This is a genomic window from Chimaeribacter californicus (genome assembly GCF_002858675.1).
Lineage (GTDB): Bacteria > Pseudomonadota > Gammaproteobacteria > Enterobacterales > Enterobacteriaceae > Chimaeribacter > Chimaeribacter californicus.
Genome location: NZ_PJZF01000029.1, coordinates 1 through 22,773 on the forward strand (window position 1 = coordinate 1; position 22,773 = coordinate 22,773).

Annotated in this window: 21 protein-coding genes and 1 pseudogene; 10 read left to right on the forward strand and 12 right to left on the reverse strand. The window is 58.6% G+C overall.

Annotation, left to right across the window (positions count from 1 at the left end):
* Positions 1–95 precede the first annotated feature (95 nt).
* From CYR55_RS21630 to CYR55_RS21645, 4 genes are read right to left on the reverse strand one after another with little or no spacing between them, the layout of a single operon-like run.
* Positions 96–932: an ABC transporter permease gene (locus CYR55_RS21630; RefSeq protein ID WP_101818390.1), complete on the reverse strand. Its 837-nt coding sequence runs from the start codon at positions 930–932 to the stop codon at positions 96–98.
* Entirely contained in the window at positions 929–1,939 is a 1,011-nt protein-coding gene (locus CYR55_RS21635) for an ABC transporter permease (RefSeq protein WP_101818391.1), read from the reverse strand. The genes CYR55_RS21630 and CYR55_RS21635 overlap by 4 nt, the downstream gene beginning before the upstream one ends.
* Positions 1,940–1,966: 27 nt before the next feature.
* Positions 1,967–3,589 carry an ABC transporter substrate-binding protein gene (locus CYR55_RS21640; RefSeq protein ID WP_101818392.1) on the reverse strand — a complete coding sequence of 541 codons (1,623 nt, stop codon included), beginning with the start codon at positions 3,587–3,589 and terminating at the stop codon, positions 1,967–1,969.
* 33 nt (positions 3,590–3,622) lie between these two features.
* Positions 3,623–4,183, reverse strand: a complete 561-nt coding sequence (locus CYR55_RS21645) for a GNAT family N-acetyltransferase (protein ID WP_101818393.1) — start codon at positions 4,181–4,183, stop codon at positions 3,623–3,625.
* Between the two features lie 290 nt (positions 4,184–4,473).
* Here CYR55_RS21645 and CYR55_RS21650 point away from each other — a divergent pair, with 290 nt between their 5' ends.
* The 4 genes from CYR55_RS21650 to CYR55_RS21665 all read left to right on the forward strand — a co-directional run bounded on the left by CYR55_RS21650 (position 4,474) and on the right by CYR55_RS21665 (position 8,036).
* Positions 4,474–5,781, forward strand: a complete 1,308-nt coding sequence (locus tag CYR55_RS21650; protein ID WP_101818394.1) for an NtaA/DmoA family FMN-dependent monooxygenase — start codon at positions 4,474–4,476, stop codon at positions 5,779–5,781.
* A gap of 112 nt (positions 5,782–5,893) precedes the next feature.
* Positions 5,894–6,430: an MFS transporter gene (locus CYR55_RS21655; protein WP_101818395.1), complete on the forward strand. Its 537-nt coding sequence runs from the start codon at positions 5,894–5,896 to the stop codon at positions 6,428–6,430.
* Positions 6,427–6,795 (forward strand): hypothetical protein, encoded by a 369-nt coding sequence (locus tag CYR55_RS23805; RefSeq protein ID WP_175580824.1) that lies wholly within the window; start codon positions 6,427–6,429, stop codon positions 6,793–6,795. Before CYR55_RS21655 ends, CYR55_RS23805 begins: the two co-directional genes overlap by 4 nt.
* Before the next feature lie 155 nt (positions 6,796–6,950).
* Complete coding sequence (locus CYR55_RS21665) at positions 6,951–8,036, forward strand: FUSC family protein (RefSeq protein WP_101818396.1); 1,086 nt, start codon at positions 6,951–6,953, stop codon at positions 8,034–8,036.
* Positions 8,037–8,068: 32 nt separating this feature from the next.
* Here CYR55_RS21665 and srlR read toward each other — a convergent pair whose 3' ends face one another.
* The 6 genes from srlR to srlA form a co-directional block, all read right to left on the reverse strand.
* Complete coding sequence (srlR, locus tag CYR55_RS21670; protein ID WP_101818397.1) at positions 8,069–8,836, reverse strand: glucitol operon DNA-binding transcriptional repressor SrlR; 768 nt, start codon at positions 8,834–8,836, stop codon at positions 8,069–8,071.
* Positions 8,837–8,930: 94 nt separating this feature from the next.
* On the reverse strand, positions 8,931–9,293 hold the full coding sequence (gene gutM / locus CYR55_RS21675) for a transcriptional regulator GutM (RefSeq protein ID WP_101818398.1): 363 nt from the start codon (positions 9,291–9,293) through the stop codon (positions 8,931–8,933).
* A gap of 47 nt (positions 9,294–9,340) precedes the next feature.
* A complete protein-coding gene (srlD, locus tag CYR55_RS21680; RefSeq protein ID WP_101818399.1) occupies positions 9,341–10,120 on the reverse strand; it encodes a sorbitol-6-phosphate dehydrogenase in 780 nt (259 codons plus the stop codon).
* 10 nt (positions 10,121–10,130) lie between these two features.
* Positions 10,131–10,496: a PTS glucitol/sorbitol transporter subunit IIA gene (locus CYR55_RS21685; RefSeq protein WP_101818400.1), complete on the reverse strand. Its 366-nt coding sequence runs from the start codon at positions 10,494–10,496 to the stop codon at positions 10,131–10,133.
* A 12-nt stretch (positions 10,497–10,508) separates the two neighbouring features.
* Entirely contained in the window at positions 10,509–11,510 is a 1,002-nt protein-coding gene (gene srlE / locus CYR55_RS21690; protein ID WP_101818401.1) for a PTS glucitol/sorbitol transporter subunit IIB, read from the reverse strand.
* A gap of 25 nt (positions 11,511–11,535) precedes the next feature.
* Entirely contained in the window at positions 11,536–12,084 is a 549-nt protein-coding gene (srlA, locus tag CYR55_RS21695; protein ID WP_101818402.1) for a PTS glucitol/sorbitol transporter subunit IIC, read from the reverse strand.
* Between the two features lie 588 nt (positions 12,085–12,672).
* On the opposite strand from srlA, the gene fhuE reads away from it, so the two are divergent.
* Entirely contained in the window at positions 12,673–14,751 is a 2,079-nt protein-coding gene (fhuE, locus tag CYR55_RS21700) for a ferric-rhodotorulic acid/ferric-coprogen receptor FhuE (RefSeq protein ID WP_101818403.1), read from the forward strand.
* Positions 14,752–14,810: 59 nt separating this feature from the next.
* Here fhuE and CYR55_RS21705 read toward each other — a convergent pair whose 3' ends face one another.
* The gene (locus CYR55_RS21705) at positions 14,811–15,629 is read right to left on the reverse strand and encodes a helix-turn-helix domain-containing protein (protein WP_165699645.1); all 819 of its coding nucleotides are present in this window, start codon (positions 15,627–15,629) and stop codon (positions 14,811–14,813) included.
* A 79-nt stretch (positions 15,630–15,708) separates the two neighbouring features.
* On the opposite strand from CYR55_RS21705, the gene CYR55_RS21710 reads away from it, so the two are divergent.
* Positions 15,709–16,200 (forward strand): DUF2000 domain-containing protein, encoded by a 492-nt coding sequence (locus tag CYR55_RS21710; RefSeq protein WP_338153020.1) that lies wholly within the window; start codon positions 15,709–15,711, stop codon positions 16,198–16,200.
* A gap of 60 nt (positions 16,201–16,260) precedes the next feature.
* Here CYR55_RS21710 and CYR55_RS21715 read toward each other — a convergent pair whose 3' ends face one another.
* Positions 16,261–17,802 carry a methyl-accepting chemotaxis protein gene (locus tag CYR55_RS21715; RefSeq protein ID WP_101818406.1) on the reverse strand — a complete coding sequence of 514 codons (1,542 nt, stop codon included), beginning with the start codon at positions 17,800–17,802 and terminating at the stop codon, positions 16,261–16,263.
* A 531-nt stretch (positions 17,803–18,333) separates the two neighbouring features.
* On the opposite strand from CYR55_RS21715, the gene CYR55_RS21720 reads away from it, so the two are divergent.
* From CYR55_RS21720 to CYR55_RS21735, 4 genes and pseudogenes are all read left to right on the forward strand, one after another.
* A complete protein-coding gene (locus tag CYR55_RS21720) occupies positions 18,334–18,756 on the forward strand; it encodes a GtrA family protein (RefSeq protein ID WP_338153021.1) in 423 nt (140 codons plus the stop codon).
* A pseudogene (locus CYR55_RS21725) lies at positions 18,753–19,658 on the forward strand (glycosyltransferase family 2 protein); the annotation flags it as partial. The gene CYR55_RS21720 and the pseudogene CYR55_RS21725, both read left to right, overlap by 4 nt.
* Before the next feature lie 95 nt (positions 19,659–19,753).
* Positions 19,754–21,226 carry a glycosyltransferase family 39 protein gene (locus tag CYR55_RS21730; RefSeq protein WP_101818408.1) on the forward strand — a complete coding sequence of 491 codons (1,473 nt, stop codon included), beginning with the start codon at positions 19,754–19,756 and terminating at the stop codon, positions 21,224–21,226.
* 312 nt (positions 21,227–21,538) lie between these two features.
* Entirely contained in the window at positions 21,539–22,768 is a 1,230-nt protein-coding gene (locus CYR55_RS21735) for an SfnB family sulfur acquisition oxidoreductase (protein ID WP_101818409.1), read from the forward strand.
* Positions 22,769–22,773 lie beyond the last annotated feature (5 nt).

Sequence of the window (22,773 nt, forward strand, 5' to 3'; positions counted from 1 at the left end):
TTAGCTTGTGGAGAGTCTGTAAATCCTAAACCGCTTAATGCGGCTTAGGTTCGACTCAGCGAAACAAGAATCCCCTTCCTTCAGGGAGGGGAGTGTCAAGGGTGTTTTCCTTCAAAGTGTGCCTGCCAGTGGCGGCCAACGGTTGTGACCGCCAGCACCGTCAGGGTGAGGGCGACACCGGGCCAGACGCCAATCCACCAGGCATTACGCAGATAATTACGCCCTTCGGCCAGCATCAGCCCCCACTCGGCGGTCGGCGGCTGCGGCCCCATGCCGAGGAAACTCAGCCCGGCGGTGCCGATAATGGCGCTGCCCAGCCCCAGCGTGGCCAGTACCGGCACATGGGCAATGGCGTGCGGCAAAATATGCCGCCACACCAGCACCCGGGGGGCCAGCCCGAAGGTGCGTGCCTGCTCCACATAGCCGGAAGAGGCCACCACTAAGGTCTGCGCCCGTACCACACGAGCGAAGCGCGGTACGGAAGCCACACCCAGCGCAAAAATCAGGTTGGTGGTGCCGGGGCCGGTAAAAGCGATCAGCATCAGCGCCAGCAGCAGGTCAGGGAACGCGGAGATCACATCCACTGCCCGGCTGATCAGCTCATCCAGCCCACCACGCACCAGCCCGGCCAGCAAACCCAGCAGCGTACCGGCCACGACCGCGACCGCCATCGCCGCCAGGCTGATCAGCAGGGAGTAGCGGCTGCCGTAGATCACCCGCGTCAGCACATCCCGCCCCAGCTGATCGGTGCCGAGCCAGTGTGCGGCCGAGGGCGGCAACTGGGCATTGAGCGGATCGGCGGCCAGCGGGTCATAGGGGCTGAGCAGCGCCGGGAAGAATACGGCCAGCAGCAGGACCGCCAAAAAGGTGAGCGCCGCCAGCAGGGCGGGCGACCCGGCGCGGCGGCGGGAGAGGGTGAGCGGCGTGTTCATACGCCCTCCTTGTGGGCCGGTTGCCGATCGCGCAGACGCGGGTCAATCAGCAATGCAAGGATATCGACCAGGGTGCTCATCACCACATAGACCAGGGCCGAGAAAATCGCGACCGCCAGCACCACCGGCAGATCCTTGCCCAGTACGGCGTCCACGGTAATTTTACCGATGCCGGGCCGCCCGAAGACCTGCTCAGTAATCACTGCGCCGCTGAGCAGGCCGCCCACCAGCCAGCCTGTGAGGGTGACGGCCGGGAGCGCAGCGTGGCGTAACGCATGGCGCAGGCGGATGGTGAGGCTGCCCAGCCCCCAGGCACGCAGCGTCAGGGTGAACGGCTCTGCCAGTGCCTCTTCCAGGCCGCGCCGCAGCACCTGTGCCACCACCGCGCCTTGCGCCAACCCCAGGGAGAGCGCAGGCAGCACCAGCGCGGCAATATTGCGGTCACCCGCGACCGGGAACCAGCGCAGGGTAAAGCTGAAGATAAACAGCAGCACAATGCCCAACCAGAACGACGGCGTAGAGGCGAGCAGCAGTTCAATAAACCCGGCGACGCGCCTGCCGGTGCGGCGGTTGGCCGTGAGAACCGAGATGGTGACGGCAAACACCAGGCTGACCCCCAGTGCTGCCCCGGTGAGCTTCAGCGTCGGCCATAGCTGAGAGGCCACCAGCGCACTGACATCCACATTCAGCAGGTAGGAGCGGCCAAAGTCGCCATGCATGATGCGCCACAAGTAGTGCAGGTACTGCAGCCAGAGCGGTTTATCCAGCCCCCATTCGGCGCGGATCGCCGCTTCAATCGCCGGGGTGCGGACCTGTTCACCGATCAGCAGGCTGACGATATCGCCCGGTGCCAGATAGACACTGATAAACGACAGGCTGACCGCCGCCCACAGCACCAGCACCCCCCCGCCGATCCGCTGGAGGATGCGCCGTACCAGCACCCTGTGCCGGGTCAGGGGAGGTGGCCGCCGCCTGGGCGGGGCAGGGACTGCGCTTTCCAGCGTCATACGCGGCTCCTTGTCAGGTGAGAGCGGTTAATGGTCACTGAGCCAGACGTCATACGCATTTTCCGGCATCTGTTTGAACGGCCTGAAACCGACGCCGTGCACATACGCGGCGGCGGCAATCTGGTCTTCCGGCTCATACAGCGGGACGGCGAACGCCTGTTGCAGAATGGCGAACTGCTGTAACTGGCTGTAAAATCGTTTGCGTTCCTGGTTATCCAGCGTTTTTGCCGCGCCGTTCAGCAGCGGGATGATCTCCGGGGCGTCGGTACGGCTGTAGTTGATCGCGCCGCCGCCGTTGATGGGCAGATAGTGGTTTTCAATGTCGATGCCGTCGGTATCGGTATTGGAGTTGGCAATCGAGCCAAATTTTCCACTGTTACGCAATTCGGTATAGGTGCCGGAATCAACATAGCGGATGGTCAGCGCAATACCCAGTTGCTGGCGGGCCTGGGCCTGAATCGCCTGCAGCAGCACGTCGCGCTGGTCACGCACCGTTGCCTGCGCCTGAATAATCTCAATGCTCAGGCGTTGCCCTTGCTTGCTGCGAAAGCCGTCAGCATCGCGGGTGTTCCAGCCCGCCTCATCCAGCAGTTGGTTGGCCAGGGCCGGGTTATTGCCGTATTTGCCGTCCAGGCTGTTGTCATAGAGCGGATCGACCGGTGAGGTGATGCCCCACACACGGGTACGCTCGCCGCGATAGATCGAGGTCAGAAGCGGGCCGATGTTCAGCCCCTGAAGCAGCGCCTGGCGCACCTTCAGCTCCTGGGTCGGGCCATATTTCACATTCAGAAACAGGGAATAAGGCGTACCGGTATTCAGGGCGTGCTGATAGGTAAAGTCCGGGTTGTCCTTGAATTCGCCGGCATCATTACCGGCGATCCCCTCTATCACATCCACCTGCCCGGAGAGCAGCGCGCCGGTACGCACCGATGATTCCGGCAGGAAGCGATAGGTCACGCTGTCAAGGTAGGCCGGGCCCTGGTGCGCGGCATTGGCAGAGGCCCAGTGGTAAGCCGGGTTTTTCACAAACACGATCTGTTGGCCTTTCTCATACCGCGTGAGGATAAACGGCCCGGTGCCGGCCAGCTCCGGCCCACCGGCTTTTAACTGGGAAGAGCCCCAGGCGGCGGGTGACAGCAATTTCAGCCCGGCAGCAAAAGAGAGAAAGGGCGAGTACACCTCCTTCAGGGTTATCGTGACCGTATGCGCATCCGGCGTGTCGATGCGGCTGATGTGCCGCGCCAGCGCGCAGAGGCTGGAGCCGGCACAATAGGCCGGATCGCTGACGTGGCGGAAGTTCTCCGCGACGGCGTTGGCATCAAGTTTTTTGCCGTCCGAGAAACTGACATCCTGCCGCAGCGTAAATGTGTAGGTTTTCCCATCTTCCGAGAGGGTATAGCCCGTGGCCAGCCACGGGATATAAGCCCCGTCAGGCGTACGCGCCAGCAGCGACTCGTAGGCAACCCGCAGGATCAGCTCTGCTTTGGACTGCCCGTTCAATTGCGGGTTAAGGGTGTTGGGTTCTGTCTCAACCCCCCAGGTTAACGTGCCGCCGTTACGCGGTTTCTCTTCAGCGGCATGGGTGCCGCCGGCCAGCGCCAGCAGGAGGGCGGTCGCCGCCACGTGGGCAGACAAGGTCGTCGTGTTCATGATTTTCCCAGAAAGTATGTCGTTAACGCGCAGTTAAATGAAAAGCGGGTGTTCAGCCACCGTACGGATGAACTCTTTCTGCGCCTGTGCCTCGAACAGGGGCCGGTTCAGGATTTTCCGCAGGTAAACCAGCTCCACCCCCAGCGGGTTAGTGACGGTGTGGAACGGCGCATAGCCACGCCGCTGGTAAAGGCCGGTCAGCCACGGGTGGCTGATTGCCGTCGCCAGGTAGACCGCAGGCACCTTCAGCGTGTCGCGCAGGAAGGTTTCCTCAACATAGGTCAGGATCTGTGCGCCCAGCCCTTGCCCTTTGGCGTGTTCCGCGACCGCAAACCAGTGCACAAAAGGCCAGGGGGCGTAGTGGGTCGTGGCGGGCGTCCAGGGGAAGCGGGTGGTCAGCGTGGCGGTAATCTGCCCTTCGCTTTCCAGCACAAAGGTGCTTTCCTGCCGGATGACCTCCTGCACGTCGTTCACGCTGGCACGGGTAATAGTGAAATGGATGTTGTGGGCGAGCAGCGGCGCATAGGCCCGTTGCAGCAAGGCATGCAGTTCGGCAGCCTCTTCTTCCCGGGCGAGACGAATAGTCTGGGACATAGCGTTTTCCTTTGGCCGGTCAGCAATATACCGCCCGATTATTCGTGCCCGGTTACGCCCTTGTAAAACAACAAAAAGTGCTATTCAGTTGCGGGATGTGAGATTAGTTCGCGCCGGGGAAAATAATACCGGCCGCGCCGGCGGCATTATGTAAAAAAGGAGCGTCGCCCCCTGCCTGTTATTGTCTTTAGCGCGATTTATGGAAATGAAATGCGTTTTTCTTGGTGGGATTACACTAACGCTGCCCCTATGTTAGCGGCTTACTTCCGCATCAAAACAGAGGGGTTAATGTGACAATTCCATCCCGCAAGCGCCTGAAAACGCTGGTAGGTGCCGGCGCGGTAATAGCTGCCGGCAATGACACGGATCCACGTACCGGTATCCGCCGGGCGGCGGGGCTGGCACAGCTCGCTGAAAAAGAGAAAATTACCGGCCTGTTTACCGCCGATCTGCTCCAGGCTGACCCGGCCGGTCTGGCGGGCACCACCGGCAGCCAGGAGCCGGTGGTGGCGCTGGCGGCGCTGAGCCAGGTAACCTCCGACATTGGCCTGATTGCTACGGTGTCCACTACCTACCAGCACCCATACAACCTTGCCCGGCTTATCGGCACGCTTGACCACGTCAGCGGCGGCCGGGCGGGCTGGAATGCGGTAACGTCATCGGTCGGCGAGGAGAATTTCGGGGAGGTGACGTTACCCTCACCGGAGGCACGCTACGCCCGCGCCACGGAGTTTATCGAGGTGATTAACGCGCTGTTTGATAGCAACGACCCCGCTGCCGCGCAACGCACCGCCGGCGGCGGCATCCGGATAGATCCGCAAAAATTGCATCCGGTGCACTATCAGGGTGATGTTTTCAGGGTGCAGGGGCCGCTTAATGTGCCGCCGCCGCCACAACGCCGCCCGGTACAGTTTCAGGCCGGGCAGTCTGAACAGGGGCTGACGCTGGGTGCCCGCTATGCGGAGGTTATTTATACCTCACAGCCCACGCTGGAGGCGGCGCTGACATTTGTGGAGCAGGTGCGCCGGCGTGCCCGTGATGTCGGGCGCGTGGAGGGCCTGCCGCTGATCATGAACTCATTCCATTCGGTTATCGGCGAAAATGACGCAGACGTGGCCCGCCGGGTACGTGAAAAACATGAGCGTATCGACTACCTGCAAGGCAGGCTGAAAGTGGCGGATATGCTGGGAGGTGATATTGACCTGCGGGATCTGCCGCTCGACCAGCCGGTTCCCGCGCACTGGCTGCCGCAGGTCGCGCAGGTTAACCGGCGGCGCGGCCGGGCGGAGATTTTCAGGCGTTTTGCCTTGCAGGGCCTGACGCTGCGCGAGTTGATTATTGAGGCGCAGGAAACCGGCCACTGGCACGTTGCCGGCACGCCCGAGACGCTGGCTGATGCCATTGAAGCACGTTACCGCGCCGGGGTACTGGATGTGATCTCATTGCACGGCCTGGGTCAGCCGGACCAGGAGGATCTGCTGCTCAATGGGTTGTTGCCGGAGCTGCGTAAGCGGCAGTTGCTGGATGAGGATTACCCCGGCGAAGACTTCCGCACCAACCTCGGTTTGCCGCCGGTGACAGCCGGTTACCGGGCCTGATGAAAACACACGCTGAGTGGTGCGGCCTGCACTATAGAAGGATATTACGGGGCTCATGGCAATCACGGAGGGATAAACCGATAGGTGCGCTTAACGTGCATTATGTTAAATAATGGGCGGGTTGTCTTTTAACATCAATTTGATTATTTGCAATACCTGTTTTAGCGTGCCCTATATTTCGCTGAACGGGGTGATGACCCCGAACCCGGCCGAACGGATAGAGATAAACGGCATCCGCTTTTTTCTGGCCATCGGCTCGCGTCTGGTCATCAGCCTGCTGATCCCGCTTCTGATGGCCTGCTTTTCCGACGCCCAACAGGCTTACCGGATGTCGATGGTCTGCATCTCCGCGTTGACACTGATACTCGCGCTGTTCTGTATTTACGGCACCCAGGAGCGGGTGACCCATATTGAAAGCCAGAATGCGGACTCCATTACCCGCCTCTCGCCCCGGCAGCAAATCCACGCATTCTGGGAGAATGAGCAGGCGAGGCTGATCTGCCTGTTCCTGGCGAGCATCAATATCTGCTACACGCTGCGGATGGCCGGGATGGCCTATTACGTAAAATATTATTTGCAGCAGGGCGACTACAGGCTCTCTCTGTTTCAGCTGACAACCTGGTGTACTGCGGCGTCACGGACTATGTGACGGAGAAGAAAATCCCCCGTGACACCGAGGCCGTGCAGAGACTGATCCAGCTTGCCCGGAGCGCCTCACCAGGCGCGCCGCTCTATGTCATCGCCATTGCGGCCATCAGCAATGTCGCCTCGGCGTTATTGCAGGCACCCGACATCCGCCACAACATTGTGGTGATCTGGCTGGGCGGCAACGCGGTGGGCTGGCTGCTGCACCCGGACGCCATGCTCAACCAGGTGATCCCCGCGCCGCGGCTGGATAATCAGGGGGCCTGGCATACGGCGCCTGACCGGCATCCGGTGACGTATGTCCGCTTTGTGGAGCGCAATATCATCCTGCGGGATTTCTTTACCCGGTGGGCCGCGCAGCAGGGTTAACATGCCCCTCTTTTCCCTGTTTGCAAATGTGTCGAATGTTAACAGCAGATGTTTTATGCCCCGTTCGCCTGAGGGTTGACTATCCTAAGCAGAGGTTTTTGCTGGAAAAGCGTCTCCGGCAAAAGAGATTTACAGGGATAAGGGGATGATGTCAGGTGAAAAACCTTTCTCCGGGGATAAAACACGATATCCATCTGGGGCTGTGCTGCCTGCCGGCGATCGTGCTGATTTTTGCAGTGGGCTATGGCATCAACCAGATGCAGGGGGCCAGCATTATGGCCAGTGGTGCGTTAACACTGGCGTTCGGGGCCAATAAAACCTGGGAAGGCTCCTCATTTATGCTGCTGCTGACCACCGCCGCCGGGGTGAGCCTCTCGTCATTTCTGGGGTGTCTGGCCGGCGATGTGTTGCCGCTCTATATCGCGGGCGCGATGCTCTATGCCGGGGGCTACGCGATGCTGGCCGGGATCGGTGGCGGCCTGTGGTGGGCCGTGCTGCAATGTGCGATTGCCTACCTGATTTCCGGTTACTTTGCCGGGTCAGTGGGCCATGCGGCGCTGCGGGCGGCACTGGTGGGTGCGGGTGCGTTATTGCAGATCCTCTGTATTTCACTGCTGTTCAGCCAGATACGCTTCCAGTTCCAGGATTTTACCCGCCTGTCGTGGCGGGTTTTCTTCCGGCAGGCCACGCATAAATACCGGCAGAAAATCCATCTGCAAGGGTCGGTGATTTTCGCCATGCTGACCATGTGCCTGGCCCTGGTGCTGGTGGAAAGGTATCAGGTGAAAAATGGTTACTGGGCAGGGATGACGCTGCTGCTCTGTTTGCGCAGCCATTTCCGGGAATCGCTGCTGCGGGTGCCGGCCAGGATCGCCGGCACGCTCTCCGGCAGCCTGATTGCGCCCTTTCTGCTCGCGCATCTCGATTCACCCCGTTTACTGGCGCTGGGGTTTATCGTCTCAGGGTATCTGGCGTTTACCTACTCCTATACGCTTATCACCAAATCCTATTTTGTGTTCACCTTTTTCGTAACGGTGATGGTGATTTGCATGCTGTCGCTGTTCGGTGTCTCACAGGAGAACGTGGCCGCTGAGCGCCTGATCGCCACCGTGATCGGCGGCGGGTTCGCGTTGCTGGCAATTCTGCTGACCCGCGTGTTCACTGAGTTTCAGGTGATGAAGAAACTCAGAAGCCATGTGCCGAGGTTTACGTTTTCATCCCCGGCCATGCGGAAAAAATAGCGGCAACGCGCTGCGTAAGGGAATGCCGGGGGTCACTTGCTCCCGGCAATCATGACCTCGATGCCCTTTTCCTGTAATTGCGTGACCAGCGCCGGGGCGATGTCGCTGTCAGTAATCAGCACATCCACCGAGGCCAGATGACAGACCACATTGGGGCTTTTACGCCCGAATTTGGAGGAGTCGACCAGCAGCACAATTTTCTGCGCGGCGCGGCACATCGCCTGGCTGACGGCAAACACCTCGTTGAACGTTGTGACGCCCGCGTTGAGATCCACCCCATCCGCGCCGATAAACAGTTTGTCGAAGCTGAAATGGCTGAACGCTGTTTCGGCCAGGCTGCCGTGGAAAGAGGCGGAGGTTTTACGGTAGGTACCGCCCGGCATTAAAATCACCTGATCGTTTTCCAGCTCTACCAGCTCGTTAACAATACTCAGGCTGTTGGTCATCACCGTGATGTTATTGAAGCGGGCCAGGTGCGGCACCATCTGCAATACGGTGCTGCCCGCGTCAAAAATCAGCGAGTCGCCCTCGTTAATCAGCCCGGCAGCCAGCGCGGCGATCCGCTTTTTCTTGTCAGTGTTAATCAGCGTTTTACGGTCAATCGGCTGGTCGCCTTCATCCCGGTTCAGCATTACGCCGCCGTAAGTGCGGATAACCGCCCCCTCCTGCTCCAGAAACGACAGATCCTTACGGATGGTGGTGCCGGTGGTGTTGAAATGGGCGGTTAAGGCCTCGACGGTGACGCGGCCTGTGTGTTGAAGGTATTCCAGGATTTGAGCCTGACGCTGTTTTGGTTTCATAAGGAAGTCCTTTCATATTTTCAGTGTGTTCCTTTATCATCCCGGACGGCTAAAAGCGTGACGCAAAAGGAATATGCTTTCAAAATGAAAGGTATCATCTCTTATTTGAAATAGCTAACGCCAGCGCATTGCGCATGGCCTGATTGTGCGGAAAAAGGCGGGGCGGATCGATCTGCAACAGCGCCATGCCGTTCAGTTCAGGCACAGGGCGGGGGGCCGAAAATACCGTCAGCCCCTTCATCACGAAACTGCCGTTGACCCGGTCATGATCATCAAGGCTGATAGCCACCAGCACCCTGGGCGAAAAGCGCCCCCCAGCCCGGCCGATGCCTACCCTGCCCTGTGCGGCCAGCTGGTCAAACGCCCGGTTAAAGCGCCGGAGCTGCACCCAGCCAAGTAACACCTGCCCAAGCCAGGCCACCACCGCCAGCGAAATCAAAAGATTGACTGAATTCATCTGTTATCTCCTGCCGCCCCGGCCGCGTGCACAGCCGGGGCGGACGATCAGAACATCACCTGCCCGCCGGTGATATTGATGGACTGCCCGGTGCAGTAGGAGGCTTTGTCGCTGGTGTAGAACAGCAGGACATTCAGCACATCCTGGTAATCACACCCGCGTTTGAGCGGCACCTTATCCACGTAGTATTGCTCCACCTGATCCGGCTTCAGGCCGAGTTTGTCGGCATATTGCGGGATCAGTGACTGGAACATCGGTGACTTCAGCAGGTTCCCCAGCATCAGGGAGTGCACGGTAATGCCGTACTCCGCCAGATCCAGCGCCAGTGATTGCGTCAGCCCGACGCCGCCAAATTTGGCCGCGCTGTAACCGGCATTGTGTTTGCTGCCGACCTTACCGGACTTGGAGTTGATCTGGATAATGCGCCCGGCCACGCCATCCCGGATCATCAGTTTCGAGAATTCACGGGCACAGAGGAAATACCCCACCAGATTGACCTGCAACGACAGGTCAAAATCGTTGAGCTGGAAATGGGTGATCGGCGCCGCTCTGGCGATGCCCGCGCTGTAAACCAGCGCATTGACCTGCCCAAAGTGCCTGTCCACCGCCTCCGCCAGCGCTACCACACTCTGCTCATCGGTAGCATCCACCTGGAAACCTCCCGCGCGGCCCTCACCGTAACGGCGGTTAATCCCCCCGGCTACCTGGCGCGCATTCGCTTCATTAATATCGGCCACGGCAACCTTATACCCGGCGTCCGCCAGCCCTTCGCTTAAAAACGCGCCCAGTGTCTGACCGCCCCCAATAACCACTGCAACTTGTTCCATACCTGCTCTCCTAACGACTGACTATGCGGAATGTCTGACCCGGTTTGACCGTTGCGGGTACCGGCCCCGCCACATGCACCATGCCCGGAAACTCTGCCTGCTCTGCGCCATCGAACCGCAGGGTGATATGCCCCAGTTCGCGCAAATTCTCTGCGGCTACCTCACCGATCGCCGTCACCGGCCAGCTCTGCTCACCAATGGACAATTTCGCGCCGGGGGCGATCCCGCCGGTGTTAATAACCGGGCGGTGAATGAAGCAGTACTCTGCGACATCCTGCGGCGCACCTTCGCCAAAGGTGATCAGGAAATTATCGTCCAGCGACGCTTCTGCACTGGCGCCCACTGAAATGAAGGTGGATTCATAAAGGGTTGTCATCACGTTTCCTTGTTATTGATAAATAAAGCCGGAGACCGCCCACGCCAGCAACACCGCCGGGGCACCGGTCAGGAAGCGGCCTACCAGCACTGACGGCACGCCGACGCGTACGGTTTCCTGTCTGGCATCCGCCAGCGACAGGCCGACCGGGATGAAGTCGCATGAGGCCTGGGCGTTAATCGCAAACAGCGCGGGCAGTGCCAGATGGGGCGGGATGGTGCCCTGGGCGATCTGCACGCCGACCAGCACCCCGATCACCTGGGCGATCACCGCACCGGGGCCGAGAAACGGCGACAGCAGCGGGAAGGAGCAGATCAGCGCCAGCGTCACCAGCCCGACCGGGCTGTTGGCCAGCGGCGTCAGCCCATGCGCGATTAAGTCGCCCAGACCGGACGCCATGATGATGCCGATCAGTGCCGAGACGAACGCCATAAACGGCAGGATGGTTTTGAGCACCGTGTCGATGGTTTCCCGGCCCGCCTGGAAGAACACCGCCACCACCGAGCCCATGCCCATACCGACTTTCGCCAGCAGGCCGTCGCTCTGTTCGGTGATCTTTTTCGTGGTGTCATACTCTTTATGTATGCCGCCACGGGCCTGCGTACCGGCGTCAGGTGCCGGTCGCGCGGCCGCCGTGCCCTCTTGCCCGGCCGCTTCACGGATATCGCCCGGCTTCACCCCGGAGACATAGATATCGTCGGTAATAAACTGCGCCAGCGGCCCCGATTTGCCGGTGGCGTGGATGTTCACGGTGGGGATGCGGCGTTTCGGGTAAAGGCCGCAGCGCAATGTGCCGCCGCAGTCAATCACTGCCACGCCGATCTCATCCGCCGGGGGTTCGCCCTCTTTGAAGCCGTCTACCGTTTCCCAGCCGGTCAGCTCCCGCAGGCGGTCAACAATTGCCGGGCGGGTACCGGCGGTGACGTACACAATCTTTTTGCCGGGTGTCGCGGTTAAAAACAGCGGGCCGCCCCAGCCGCTTTCACCTTTATGAATTTCAATAACCTTAGCCATATCAACCTCCGTGAATTAACGGGACTTACAGGCGCACCTGACGATCCAACTGGATGCGCATCTTGCGTTCAAACAGGGTGGTGGTGAGGTCAGTGACCCAGCCACGGAAGAAGTTCATCACCATGCCCACCAGCAGGTAGCTCACGGCCAGCGGCCCCAGCGGCAGGTGCAGCGCGGTCAGGCCGTTGGCGATGCCGAGGTAAACGAACAGCTCACCGGGGTTGATGTGGGGAAACAGGCCGTTCATCGAGTGGCAGCTATAGGAGGCAGCGGCGTAATAGCTCGGCTTGTACCTTTCCGGCATGAATTTGCCGAGGCTGAGCGTCATTGGGTTACAGAACACAAAGGTGCCGATGACCGGCAGGAACAGATAACGAGACACCGGGTTCCCGGCGCAACGCTGGGCCAGCGCCTCGATCCTGCGTTGGCCGACAAACACAATCAGCGCATTCATGATCACCAGCAGGCTTATCAGCAGCGGCAAAATACCGGTAACCATGCCGACAAACACCTCGCCGCCTTTCTGGAACAGGCCGATAAACCACTCAGCGCCATGGGTAATGCTTTCTATCATTTTTATTCTCCTTCGCGGGGGGTAGAGGCAGAGAACGTTCTGACATTCGCTGTGATAGAAAAATAGCTGATAACATTTATTTAAAAAGATATTTGGATCACAAAAAGAAAGATAAATCTTTCAAAGTGAAAGATTGGGAGGGGTTTCGGGCGCTTTGGTTAACCTATAAAAAATAAGATATTGATATAGAATGGTTTATAGTGGGAGGCCAGAGGGTAGGAGTTTTTTTGTGAAAGCGTTTTGCTTTTTTAGCAAAAGGAACGCATCCCGTTTCCGGCCAGATTTCAGACGTCATGCCCCCTTCCCCCTTGCTTTCTGCGAACAGAATAAAAGCCCAATCCTTACCGGTGTAATATTTATTTACACCTCAAAGACCAATGCGTATTATTCGCATTCGCTTTAGCATGTGCAGCTAAGGGCTGCCGCGTGGGTGCAAAGCGACATTTTTACAGGGAATGACTCCAGCAACGTAAGTAAAACAATAATTTATCGAGGAATAATAAGATGGCGGCACATCCAGCGGTGAAGCGCAGAGGTAATCCGGTTAACGCCCGGCGGGGCAGAAGAAAATGTTTCCCGCTTTCCGTTATGTCCCTGCTGATTTCCGCATCCTTTACCTTTGCGCACGCCGCGGATGATACGCTGGTAGTCACCGCGCAGGATGAGAGCGGCACCGGCAGCAGCCAGCAGGATTACAGCGTGCCGATCACCAGCGCCGGCACCAAGATGTCGATGGTGCCGCGTGATATTCCTCAGTCGGTCAGCATCATCAGCCAGCAACGGATGCAGGATCAGGATTTGCAAACCATCGGCGAGGTGATGACCAACACCACCGGCATCACCGCCAGCAATATTGACTCCGACCGCTCCGATTACTACTCGCGCGGTTTCCTGATCAACAACTACCTGTTTGATGACATCCCGACCACCATCAGCAACCTGTGGAACTTTGGCGATGCCGGGTCAGACACCGCCATCTACCAGCGCATTGAAGTGGTACGCGGCGCAACCGGCCTGATGACCGGCACCGGCAACCCGTCGGCGGCGATCAATATGGTGCGCAAACATGCCGACAGCCGCGAATTCCAGGGATCGGTCTCCGGCAGCTACGGCAGTTGGGATAAACAGCGCCTGGTGACTGACCTCTCCGCGCCGCTGACCGAATCCGGCAATGTGCGTGGGCGCGTCATCGCCGGCTATCAGGACAACGACACCTGGCTCGACCGCTACCATACCCGGAAAAAATTCCTGTACGGCACTCTCGATGCCGACCTTACCGAGTCCACTACCCTGTCGCTGGGGTATGACTACCAGGAAAGCAAAACCGATGACCCGACCTGGGGCGGCCTGCCGACCTGGTACAGTGACGGCAGCCGCACCCATTATGACCGCGAGACCAACCCGGCACCGGACTGGAGCTACTCCAACCACGAGTCGAAAAAAGTCTTTGCTGACCTGACCCAGCGTTTCAGCAACGGCTGGCAGGCGCGCCTGAACGGCACCCATGCGGAGAGTGATTTTGACTCCAGGCTGATGTACGCCTCCGGTTTCCCGGACAAAACCACCGGCAGCGGCGTGAACGCCTACGGCGGCTGGAACAAGGGCAAACGCAAAGTGGATTCGGTGGACACCTACGCCACCGGGCCGTTTGAGCTGTTTAACCGCACCCATGAACTGATGGTCGGCGGCAGTTACAGCCGCCAGAACAACCACTATTTCAACTCGCAGTCGATGCTCAGCGAGGCGGAGATCGGCAACTACAACCAGTGGGATGGATCGGTGGCAGACCCGGTCTGGAGTGACTGGGTGGATTACTCGAACGACACCATCCGGCAGAAATCCCTGTACGCAGCGACCCGCCTGTCGCTGGCCGATCCGCTGTCGCTGATTGTCGGCGCACGTTACACCGGCTGGCGCGCCGAAGGCTCGACCGCCACCAGCGACAAGAGTGACGTGACGCCATATGCCGGGCTGGTGTATGACATCAACGACACCTGGTCAGCCTATGCCAGCTACACCTCGATTTTCCAGCCGCAGACCGTGCGTGACAGCGGCGGCCGCTACCTTGACCCGGTGACCGGCAAAAACTACGAGGCCGGCCTGAAGGCGGACTGGTATAACGGCCGCCTGACTGCGTCGTTTGCGGTGTTCCGCATCGAGCAGGACAACGTGGCGCAAAGCGAAGACACCTACATCCCCGGCACCACCGAAACCGCCTACCGCGCGGCCGACGGCACGGTCAGCAAAGGGGTGGAGTTTGAGGTGAACGGCGCACTGACTGACCGCTGGCAGATGACCTTCGGCGGCACCCGTTATATCGCCAAAGACAGTGACAATAACGACATTAACGCGTTCCTGCCGCGCACGTCGCTGAAACTCTTTACCCGTTATCAGCTGCCGATGCTGCCGGATCTCACGGTGGGCGGCGGGGTGAACTGGCAGAACCACACCTGGGAAGAGGCGGACGGCCCGCTGGGCACCCAACGCGCCGATCAGGGCAGCTATGCGCTGGTGAGCCTGTTTGGCCGTTACCAGGTCACGCGCCAGTTCTCAGTGCAGGCCAACGTGAACAACCTGTTTGATAAAACCTATTACGACTATCTGGCCCCGTACGCGGTGTACGGCGCGCCACGCAGCGTTTCGGTGACGGCGAACTATACGTTCTGATCGCGTCCTTCTGACCTTCCCGGCGGGCATCCTTGCCCGCCGTCTCCCCGGCTTAACCTTTACCCCACAGCCCGCTGATACTGGCCGGGGGTAACGCCCATAAACCGCCGGAACCAGCGGGTAAAGTGGGCCTGATCGGCAAATCCCGCCTGCAACCCCGCCTCACTGAGTGAACGCCGTTGGCGCAGCAACCGCATGGCATACCTGATCCGCGCCTGCCGCTGATAGGCGTGGGGCGTCATGCCGTACAGGCGTTCAAACGCACGGAACAACCGGTATTGCGGCAACCCCGCTTCGGTCGCCAGATCAATCAGGCTCACCGTGTCTTCAAGGTGTTCATCCAGGTAGTCCCTCACCCGGCGCACGGCTGCCAGTTCTGCGCCCGGCGGCGGTGCGCTGCGGCGTTGGGTGACGTGGCGCGCCAGCAATTTGTCCGCGAAACTGAGGTACGCCTGATCGCGGAACAGGTGGGAGCCGTTGATCTCCGAACAGTGGTGAAGGGCATGCAGACAGGCGGCCACGTCCGGATCACGGATAATCGGCCCGGCCAGTGCGGCTTCGGGCACCCCGGGGCGCTCCCTGACCAGTTGCCGCAGGTGGGCCATATCCACGTAGAGCGTGCGTAACCGCCAGCCCGTATCATCAACGGCCCAGCCGGCATGCGGTTCATCCGCATCAATGGCGTAAAGGTCGCCCTGATGCGCCATGAATTCATTGCCCCGCATCCGGATGCGGATACTGCCTGCGGTCAGCAGCGCGAAACAGGCGGTTTCATGGGTGTGCACGTCATAGGCGTAATCCACAAACCGCCCGCGAATCAGCTCCGCCTGTAACGCCGGTGCGCGCCAGATGGTGATATCTGTTCCGGTTTCTGACATCCAATCCCCCTGCCCGTATGGTTCTCTGCAATAGCGTTCAAGACACCTCTGCCCCCTTTTTAGCATAGTGATCCCCGATATGACACAACCTGTTAACAGCATCAAAACGCTGACCATAAGCAGCAAACAAGGGGAAAAAATGACAGAACAGGCAGAATCAATCAGGCTGGAGCGCTGCGTTATCGTGTTGGATGAACAGTTACCGGCCGGGCGGGCAGCCAATGCCGCCGCCGTGCTCGCCCTGACTGCGGGGCAGCGCCATCCCGGATTAGTCGGGCTGCCGTTAACCGATGCGTCCGGCCAGGCCCACCCAGGGTTAATCCCGATCGGGATTGCGGTGCTCTCCGCCACGGAGGAGGAACTGGGGGCAATTCACCGGCAGGCTAACGCCTCAGAAGGCGTCGATGTGGTGGACTTCCCGGTTCAAGGGCAAATGACCACGAATTATGGGGAGTTTATGGCCGTGGTGGCACAAATCCCGGCCGGGGAACTGAGATACCTCGGCCTGGCGCTGGTGGGGCAAAAGAAGGCCATCGCTAAACTTGTAGCGAAAAAGAAACTGTTTGGCTGAACGGCCACAGGAATAAAAAACGCCCTCCGTAGAGGGCGTTTTAGCGTTTACGCTGTGCGATCAGTGCTGGGTTTTGAACACCGCCACGGTCTGGCGCAACACGTCAGACTGCTCTTCCAGTGAACCGGCTGCCGCAGCCACCTGCTCCACCAGCGCGGCGTTCTGCTGCGAGACTTCATCCATCTGCGTGACCGCGATATTCACCTGATTGATGCCGTGGCTCTGCTCCTGCGTGGAGACCGCGATTTCACTCATGATCTGGGTAACGTTCTGAATGGCGGTGCCGATGCGCTGCATACTTTCGCCCGCTTTCGCCACCAGCTTGCTGCCGGCGTGTACCCGCTCATCGGAGACTTCAATCAACGCGCGGATATCTTTGGACGCGGAAGCGGAACGCTGGGCCAGGTTACGCACCTCGGCCGCCACCACCGCAAAGCCGCGCCCCTCTTCCCCGGCGCGCGCCGCTTCTACTGCGGCGTTCAGCGCCAGGATGTTGGTCTGGAATGCGATGCTCTCAATGATGCTGATGATGCTGGCGATACGTTCTGAGCCTTCCTCAATCCCGGCCATGGTATCGATCACTTCCGTCACAATCCCGTTGCCTTCAGAGACGATGCTGCGCGCCTCTTTTGCCAGCCCGTTCACCTGTTCGGCGTGATCGGAGGTCTGTTTCACGGTGATGGTCAGCTGCTCCATGCTGGCGGCGGTTTCCCCCAGCGAGGAGGCTTGTTCCTCGGTGCGGGCGGAGAGATCCATATTGCCGGACGCGATCTCTTTGGCGGCATGCGCCACCGCGTCACTGGAGTCACGCACCCGGCCAATGGTTTCAGAGAGCGAGCGGCGCATGGTTTCCAGTGCGCCCATCATCTCGCCAATCTCATCGCGGTGGGTGGAGAGAATCGGCGTCTGCAACTGGCCCTGGGCGATCTCTTCGCAATGTGCCCGGGCCTGCTCAATCGCGTTCAGCAGGCGTTTTTTCAGCAGCACCACGATAGCGCCCATGGTCAGCAGGAACAGCGCAGTGAAGATGATAAGCAGCGTCAGGCTGAGGCGGAAGTTGGACTGCGCGCTTTCATTCAGTGAACGGGCATAGCTTTCACGGTAGGAGAGCAGTTCATCCAGGGAGATTTCGAACTGGCGGTCCAGCTGCGGCACCCGCGAGGTAATCAGCTGCCCGAACTGGGTGCGGTCACCCTGCTGGGCCACCGCCAGCAAGGGCTTCAGGGCATTATCGTGGTAATCCTGCCAGCGTTCGCCAAAGTTGTCAGCCAGCGTGGCCTCCTGGTCGAGTTTTGGCCAGGCCTGATAGGCGCTGAAGGATTTTTCCGCCAGCCCCAGAACCCGCTGGGCGTTTTTCATGGACTCTGCCGCAGCCTCTTCTTTGCCCTGCTCACGGTAGGCCATGTACTGGGAGAGATGCACCCGCAGGGTACGACTGTGGTTAATGGTATCGACAATGGAGAGCACCACACGGATTTCACGGTTAACATCATTCAATGAAGCATTGCTGCGCTGAAGGTAATAGCTGCTGAGGGCAATGCTGGTAATAAAAAGCAACGACAGGAATGCCAGGACAAGCAAAGTAAAACGGCGAATGGACATAGTGCTAACCTAAATAAGTCGCTGAGAAGGGGTAAATGTGAACGTCAGATGACACGCCTGTATTAACGGCAGCAGCAGGGGAAAACTTGAGGGGAGCGATCAAAAAAACGGCGGAAACGGAAGTTTACAGGGGTGAAAACCATCCTCACACGAGTCCAGCTTTATGGAAATACGCTTTTCAGCCGGGCGAACCCGGCCAGGGGTGCTCTTTTTTTGAACAGAGAAACTGATGGGTGATGCCGTGCCGGTCTGTGATCCAGTTCAAATTTTCTGTATCACCCTCTGTCATTGAGGGCGCAGACGGGCCGGCAGGTGCATAAGGTGCCGCTTCGCTTATAAAACGTTTAATGAAACTATTCAGGCTGTTGCAGGCTTTGCAGGCTTTGCAGGTAATAAAAGTTTTGCCTTTTTGTCCATCAGAAATAATTAATGGTATTTACGTCATAGGAATTATTTATATTAACAATGCAGGTAAATGGGAATAATGATAACTCCATAAAATCTTAATTTCCGGCCCGTGCGGATTTTTTATTGATCGTTAAAAAAGGCAACGATACACTTAAAAAAATCTTGCAGGAAGGCATGGCTATGCTGAAAACGTTTAAACGCTACCTGTCTGTTGGTGTTATCAACACCTTAATTCATTGGGCCGTTTTCCTTATGCTGGTGTATAGCATGGGGGCTAACCAATCCTTTTCTAACCTGATGGCCTTTTGCGTCGCCACGACCTTTGGCTTTTTCGCCAATGCCAAATGGACATTCAACAAAGAATATTCTCTTTACCGTTATTTTATCTATGTGTCATTTTTAGGGCTGATGGCGGTGCTGTTTGGCCGGGCAGCGGATTTACTCTCCCTGCCGCCGCTTATCACCACGGTCTCATTTTCCCTGTTTAGCCTGGTTATTGGTTTTCTCTATTCTAACTTTATTGTGTTCAAGGATAATAAAAGATGAAAATCTCCCTGGTGGTGCCGGTTTACAATGAGGAAGAGGCGATACCCGTTTTTTACCACACCGTGAGGGATTATCAGGAACTAGCGGGGGTGGAAGTTGAAATTGTCTTTATTAATGACGGCAGCCGTGACCAGACCGCAGAGATTATCCAGGCGCTGGAAGATCAGGACCCCCTGGTCCAGGTGGTGAATTTTTCCCGCAATTTCGGCAAAGAGCCGGCGCTGTTTGCCGGGCTGGAGTATGCCACCGGTGATGCAGTGATCCCGATAGATGTTGACCTGCAAGACCCGATTAACGTCGTGCCGCAGCTGATTGAGAAATGGCAGCAAGGGGCGGACATCGTGCTGGCCAAGCGTAAAGACCGCTCGTCCGACAGCCGCCTGAAACGCCGCTCCGCCAGCGGTTTTTACCACCTGCATAACATGATAAGCCGCCCGAAAATTGAGGAAAACGTCGGGGATTTCCGGCTTATCTCCCGCGAATTCGTGGAAAAAATCATTCAGCTGCCGGAACGTAACCTGTTTATGAAAGGTATTTTGAGCTGGGTGGGCGGCAACATCGCCATTGTGGAATACACGCGGGAAAAACGGGTGGCGGGTAACAGCAAATTCAATGGCTGGAAGCTGTGGAACCTGGCGCTGGAAGGATTTACCTCGTTCTCTACCGTGCCGCTGCGCATCTGGACTTACCTCGGCTTTGCCATCTCCTTGCTCTCTTTTGCCTACGGCGCTTACATGATCATCGACAAACTGGTGTGGGGGAATGCGGTAAAAGGCTACCCCTCGCTGCTGGCGTCGGTACTGTTCCTGGGGGGAGTGCAGCTGATCGGCATCGGGGTATTGGGGGAATATATCGGCCGCATCTATATCGAATCCAAAGGCCGGCCGCGCTATATCGTGAAAAACCGTCCGCCTAAAAACAATGTGATCCAACGTGATTTTGCCCGGAAACCGCAGGTTAACCAAGGCGGCGCGGCCGCCGGAAACAGGAGGGAACCTTGAAAAATAACGCAGTTTATCTTCCCCTGATGACGATTGGCGTCTGTATGGCGCTGGCCGGCATGGGCGCCAATTCCTTCTGGGTGGATGAGATCTTCACCATGGAATCGGTGACCAGCGGCTTTAAAAATCTCTACGTCAATTACCTGTTTAATGATGTCCATCCGTTTCTCTATAACACCCTGCTGTTTTTCTGGGTGAAGGCGTTCGGTATCAGTGAAACCGCCGCCCGCTCCCTGAGTTTTGCCTTTTCTGTCGCCACCGCGCTGTATGTCTATTTCCGTGGGCGGCAGCTTTTCAGCCCCGGCGTGATTACCCTCTATTTGCTGCTGTTCCTGACCAGCTTCGGCTTTATCCATTTTGCCCAGGAGGCGCGCTCCTATTCCCTGCTGGTGCTGCTCTCCACTATCCAGACCTTCGAATTTATCGCCTTTTTACGCGGCAACCAGAATAAAGCGGCCTTCTATGTGGCGTCAGTGCTGGTCTCCTGGACGCACATCATCGGCCTGTTCCTGACGGCGGCCTTTTTGCTGACGCTGTTTATTTCGCGCCCGCGGCGGTTGCGGATGTTCATCGAATTTACGCTGCTGATGCTGATATGCGTTTCGCACTTTATCGTGATTTTTATGGTCTCCGGGTTTGGCGGCAAAAACTCCTGGGTGCAGGCGGTCAGCCCGGTACACCAGATTTATAACGCCATCCATATCGCGTTCCCAGTGGCAAACCTGCCGAAAAGGGTGGTCGGCGGCGGCGTGGGCAGCCTGCTGGTGGCGCTGGTGTTTGTGCTGGTATGCGCCTGGCCGTTTATCCGCCGCCCGCGCAAGCCGGAATTCGCCACCCCGCGCGACTACCTGCTGAGCCTGATTGTGCCGCTGGTAGCGTTTATCGCGCTGTCCTGGCTTATCTCGCTCTACAAGCCAATCCAGCTCGACCGCACCATGTACGTCTGCGCGCCGCTGGCGATCCTGATTGTGGCGCTGTTCCTGCATGAGATGAAAACCGCCGGGGCAGTGGCGGCGGCGCTGGTGGCGGTGATCTCTCTGGGGGCATCTTATAAAGATGCTTACTCCGATAACCTCAATTATCTCAGCGGCAAAGAGAGTTATGATGAAAGCACGCTCTATATGGTGGCGGCCTGCAACGCCGGTTATTCGGTGGGGTATCTCTCCATTGAATACCCGCACTGGAAATATAATGATTTCTACCGGCAGAAATATGCACCCTATATGCTGAATGCGCGCTGCAAAGGGTTGTCTTCCCTGCTTAACCCGCAAAAAGATCAGCCCGATCTGGTGCAGTTTAATCACCCGTCGCGCGTGGCCATTGATATGGCGCGGCCATTACTGGCGGCCGGGTATAAATTTATCGACCTGCCGGACAATGAGCGAAAATATAACCTGAATATTCTGGTCTCCCCGCGTTATGTCCGGGAAACCGGCGTAAAAATCCGTGACGTGCCGTTTAAATCGTAACAGATAATACCCTCTGCCCTGGCGAAATAGTGCCGGGGCGCCTGTTTTTCCGCCGGGGAGAACCGCTTTTATTCGCCCGCCATGGTAAAGCTATTTATCTGCTAAGCATTGCGCTTATTACACTAAGCACAGGCTTTACACTCTGCTACCCGCCTATTTACACTCGTTTTCATACAAGACTCGTTTTCATACGCGACCCGCATTAATAACATCGCGATCCTTTTATTGCAGCCACACGGTAATGTCTGTTCCGCATTGCCCTGTTCCTCTGCACCTTTATTTTCACCCTTAAAAATAGCCGGGAGAATAACCATGGTTGATGCCGTTTCACCTGCGCCGACAGGCTGGCCGGAAGCCGGGTCTGTGGCGCGTATCCGTACTGCCGCGCAAGCGCTGGAGGCGGCCCAGGCGGTGGCGGCGTTAGCCGCGCCCGGTGCGGTGGCGCGTGACCGTGACCGGGTTTACCCCCACGAGGCGCTGGCGTTGTTCAGCCGCAGCGGGCTGGGGAGCATCACCATTGCCGCAGAGTATGGCGGTGCCGGCCTGCCCTACATGGTGGTGGCGGAGGTGTTCCGGGTGATATCGGCGGTTGACCCGGCGCTGGGGCAGATCCCGCAGAACCATTTCGGCCTGATCCGGCTGATTGATGAGCTGGCCCCGCCCGCGTTGAAGCAACAGATTTTCAGCGCCGTGGTGAACGGGCAGCGCATCGGCAATGGCGGCCCGGAGAAACACACCCGGCATACGCTGGATATGCAGGCGCGCCTGCACAACACCGGGCACGGGCTGCGCCTGACCGGCGACAAGTTCTACTCCACCGGCGCGCTGTTCGCCCAGATTATCGCCGTCAAAGCGCTGGATGACGCCGGGCAGCCGGTGCTGGCGCTGATCCCGCAGCCGGCGGCGGGGCTGGAGATTATTGATGACTGGTCAGGCATGGGGCAGCGCACCACCGCCAGCGGCAGTATGCGGCTGCGCGAGGTGGCCGTCGCGGATGACCACGTGTTGCCGCTCTCCCTGCTGGCGCAGCGCCCCAACATTCAGGGCGCGATCTCGCAGCTGATCCAGGCGGCGATTGATGCCGGTATCGCCCAGGGGGCGCTGGACGAGGCGCACGCCTTCATCCGTGAACGCTCACGGCCGTGGGTGGATGCGCAGGCTGAACGCAACGCGGATGACCCCTACATTCTGGCGGACGTTGGGCGGCTGGATACCGAACTGGCGGCCGCCAATGCCCTGCTGCGGTGGGCGGCGCGCACGCTGGATGACACCGATGCCCGGCCGGTCACGGCGGAAAGCGCCGCGCGCGCCTCCATTGCCGTGGCACAAGCCAAAGTGCTGACCACCGAGGTTGCCCTGCGGGCCAGTGAGAAATTGCTGGAATGGGGCGGCAGCCGCGCCACGCTGGCGGAGTTCGGGCTGGATCGCCATTGGCGCAATGCCCGCACCCACACCCTGCATGATCCGGTGCGCTGGAAATACCACGCCATCGGCGCCTATACCCTGAACGGCCAGCTACCGGCCCGCCACTCCTGGATCTGAACAAG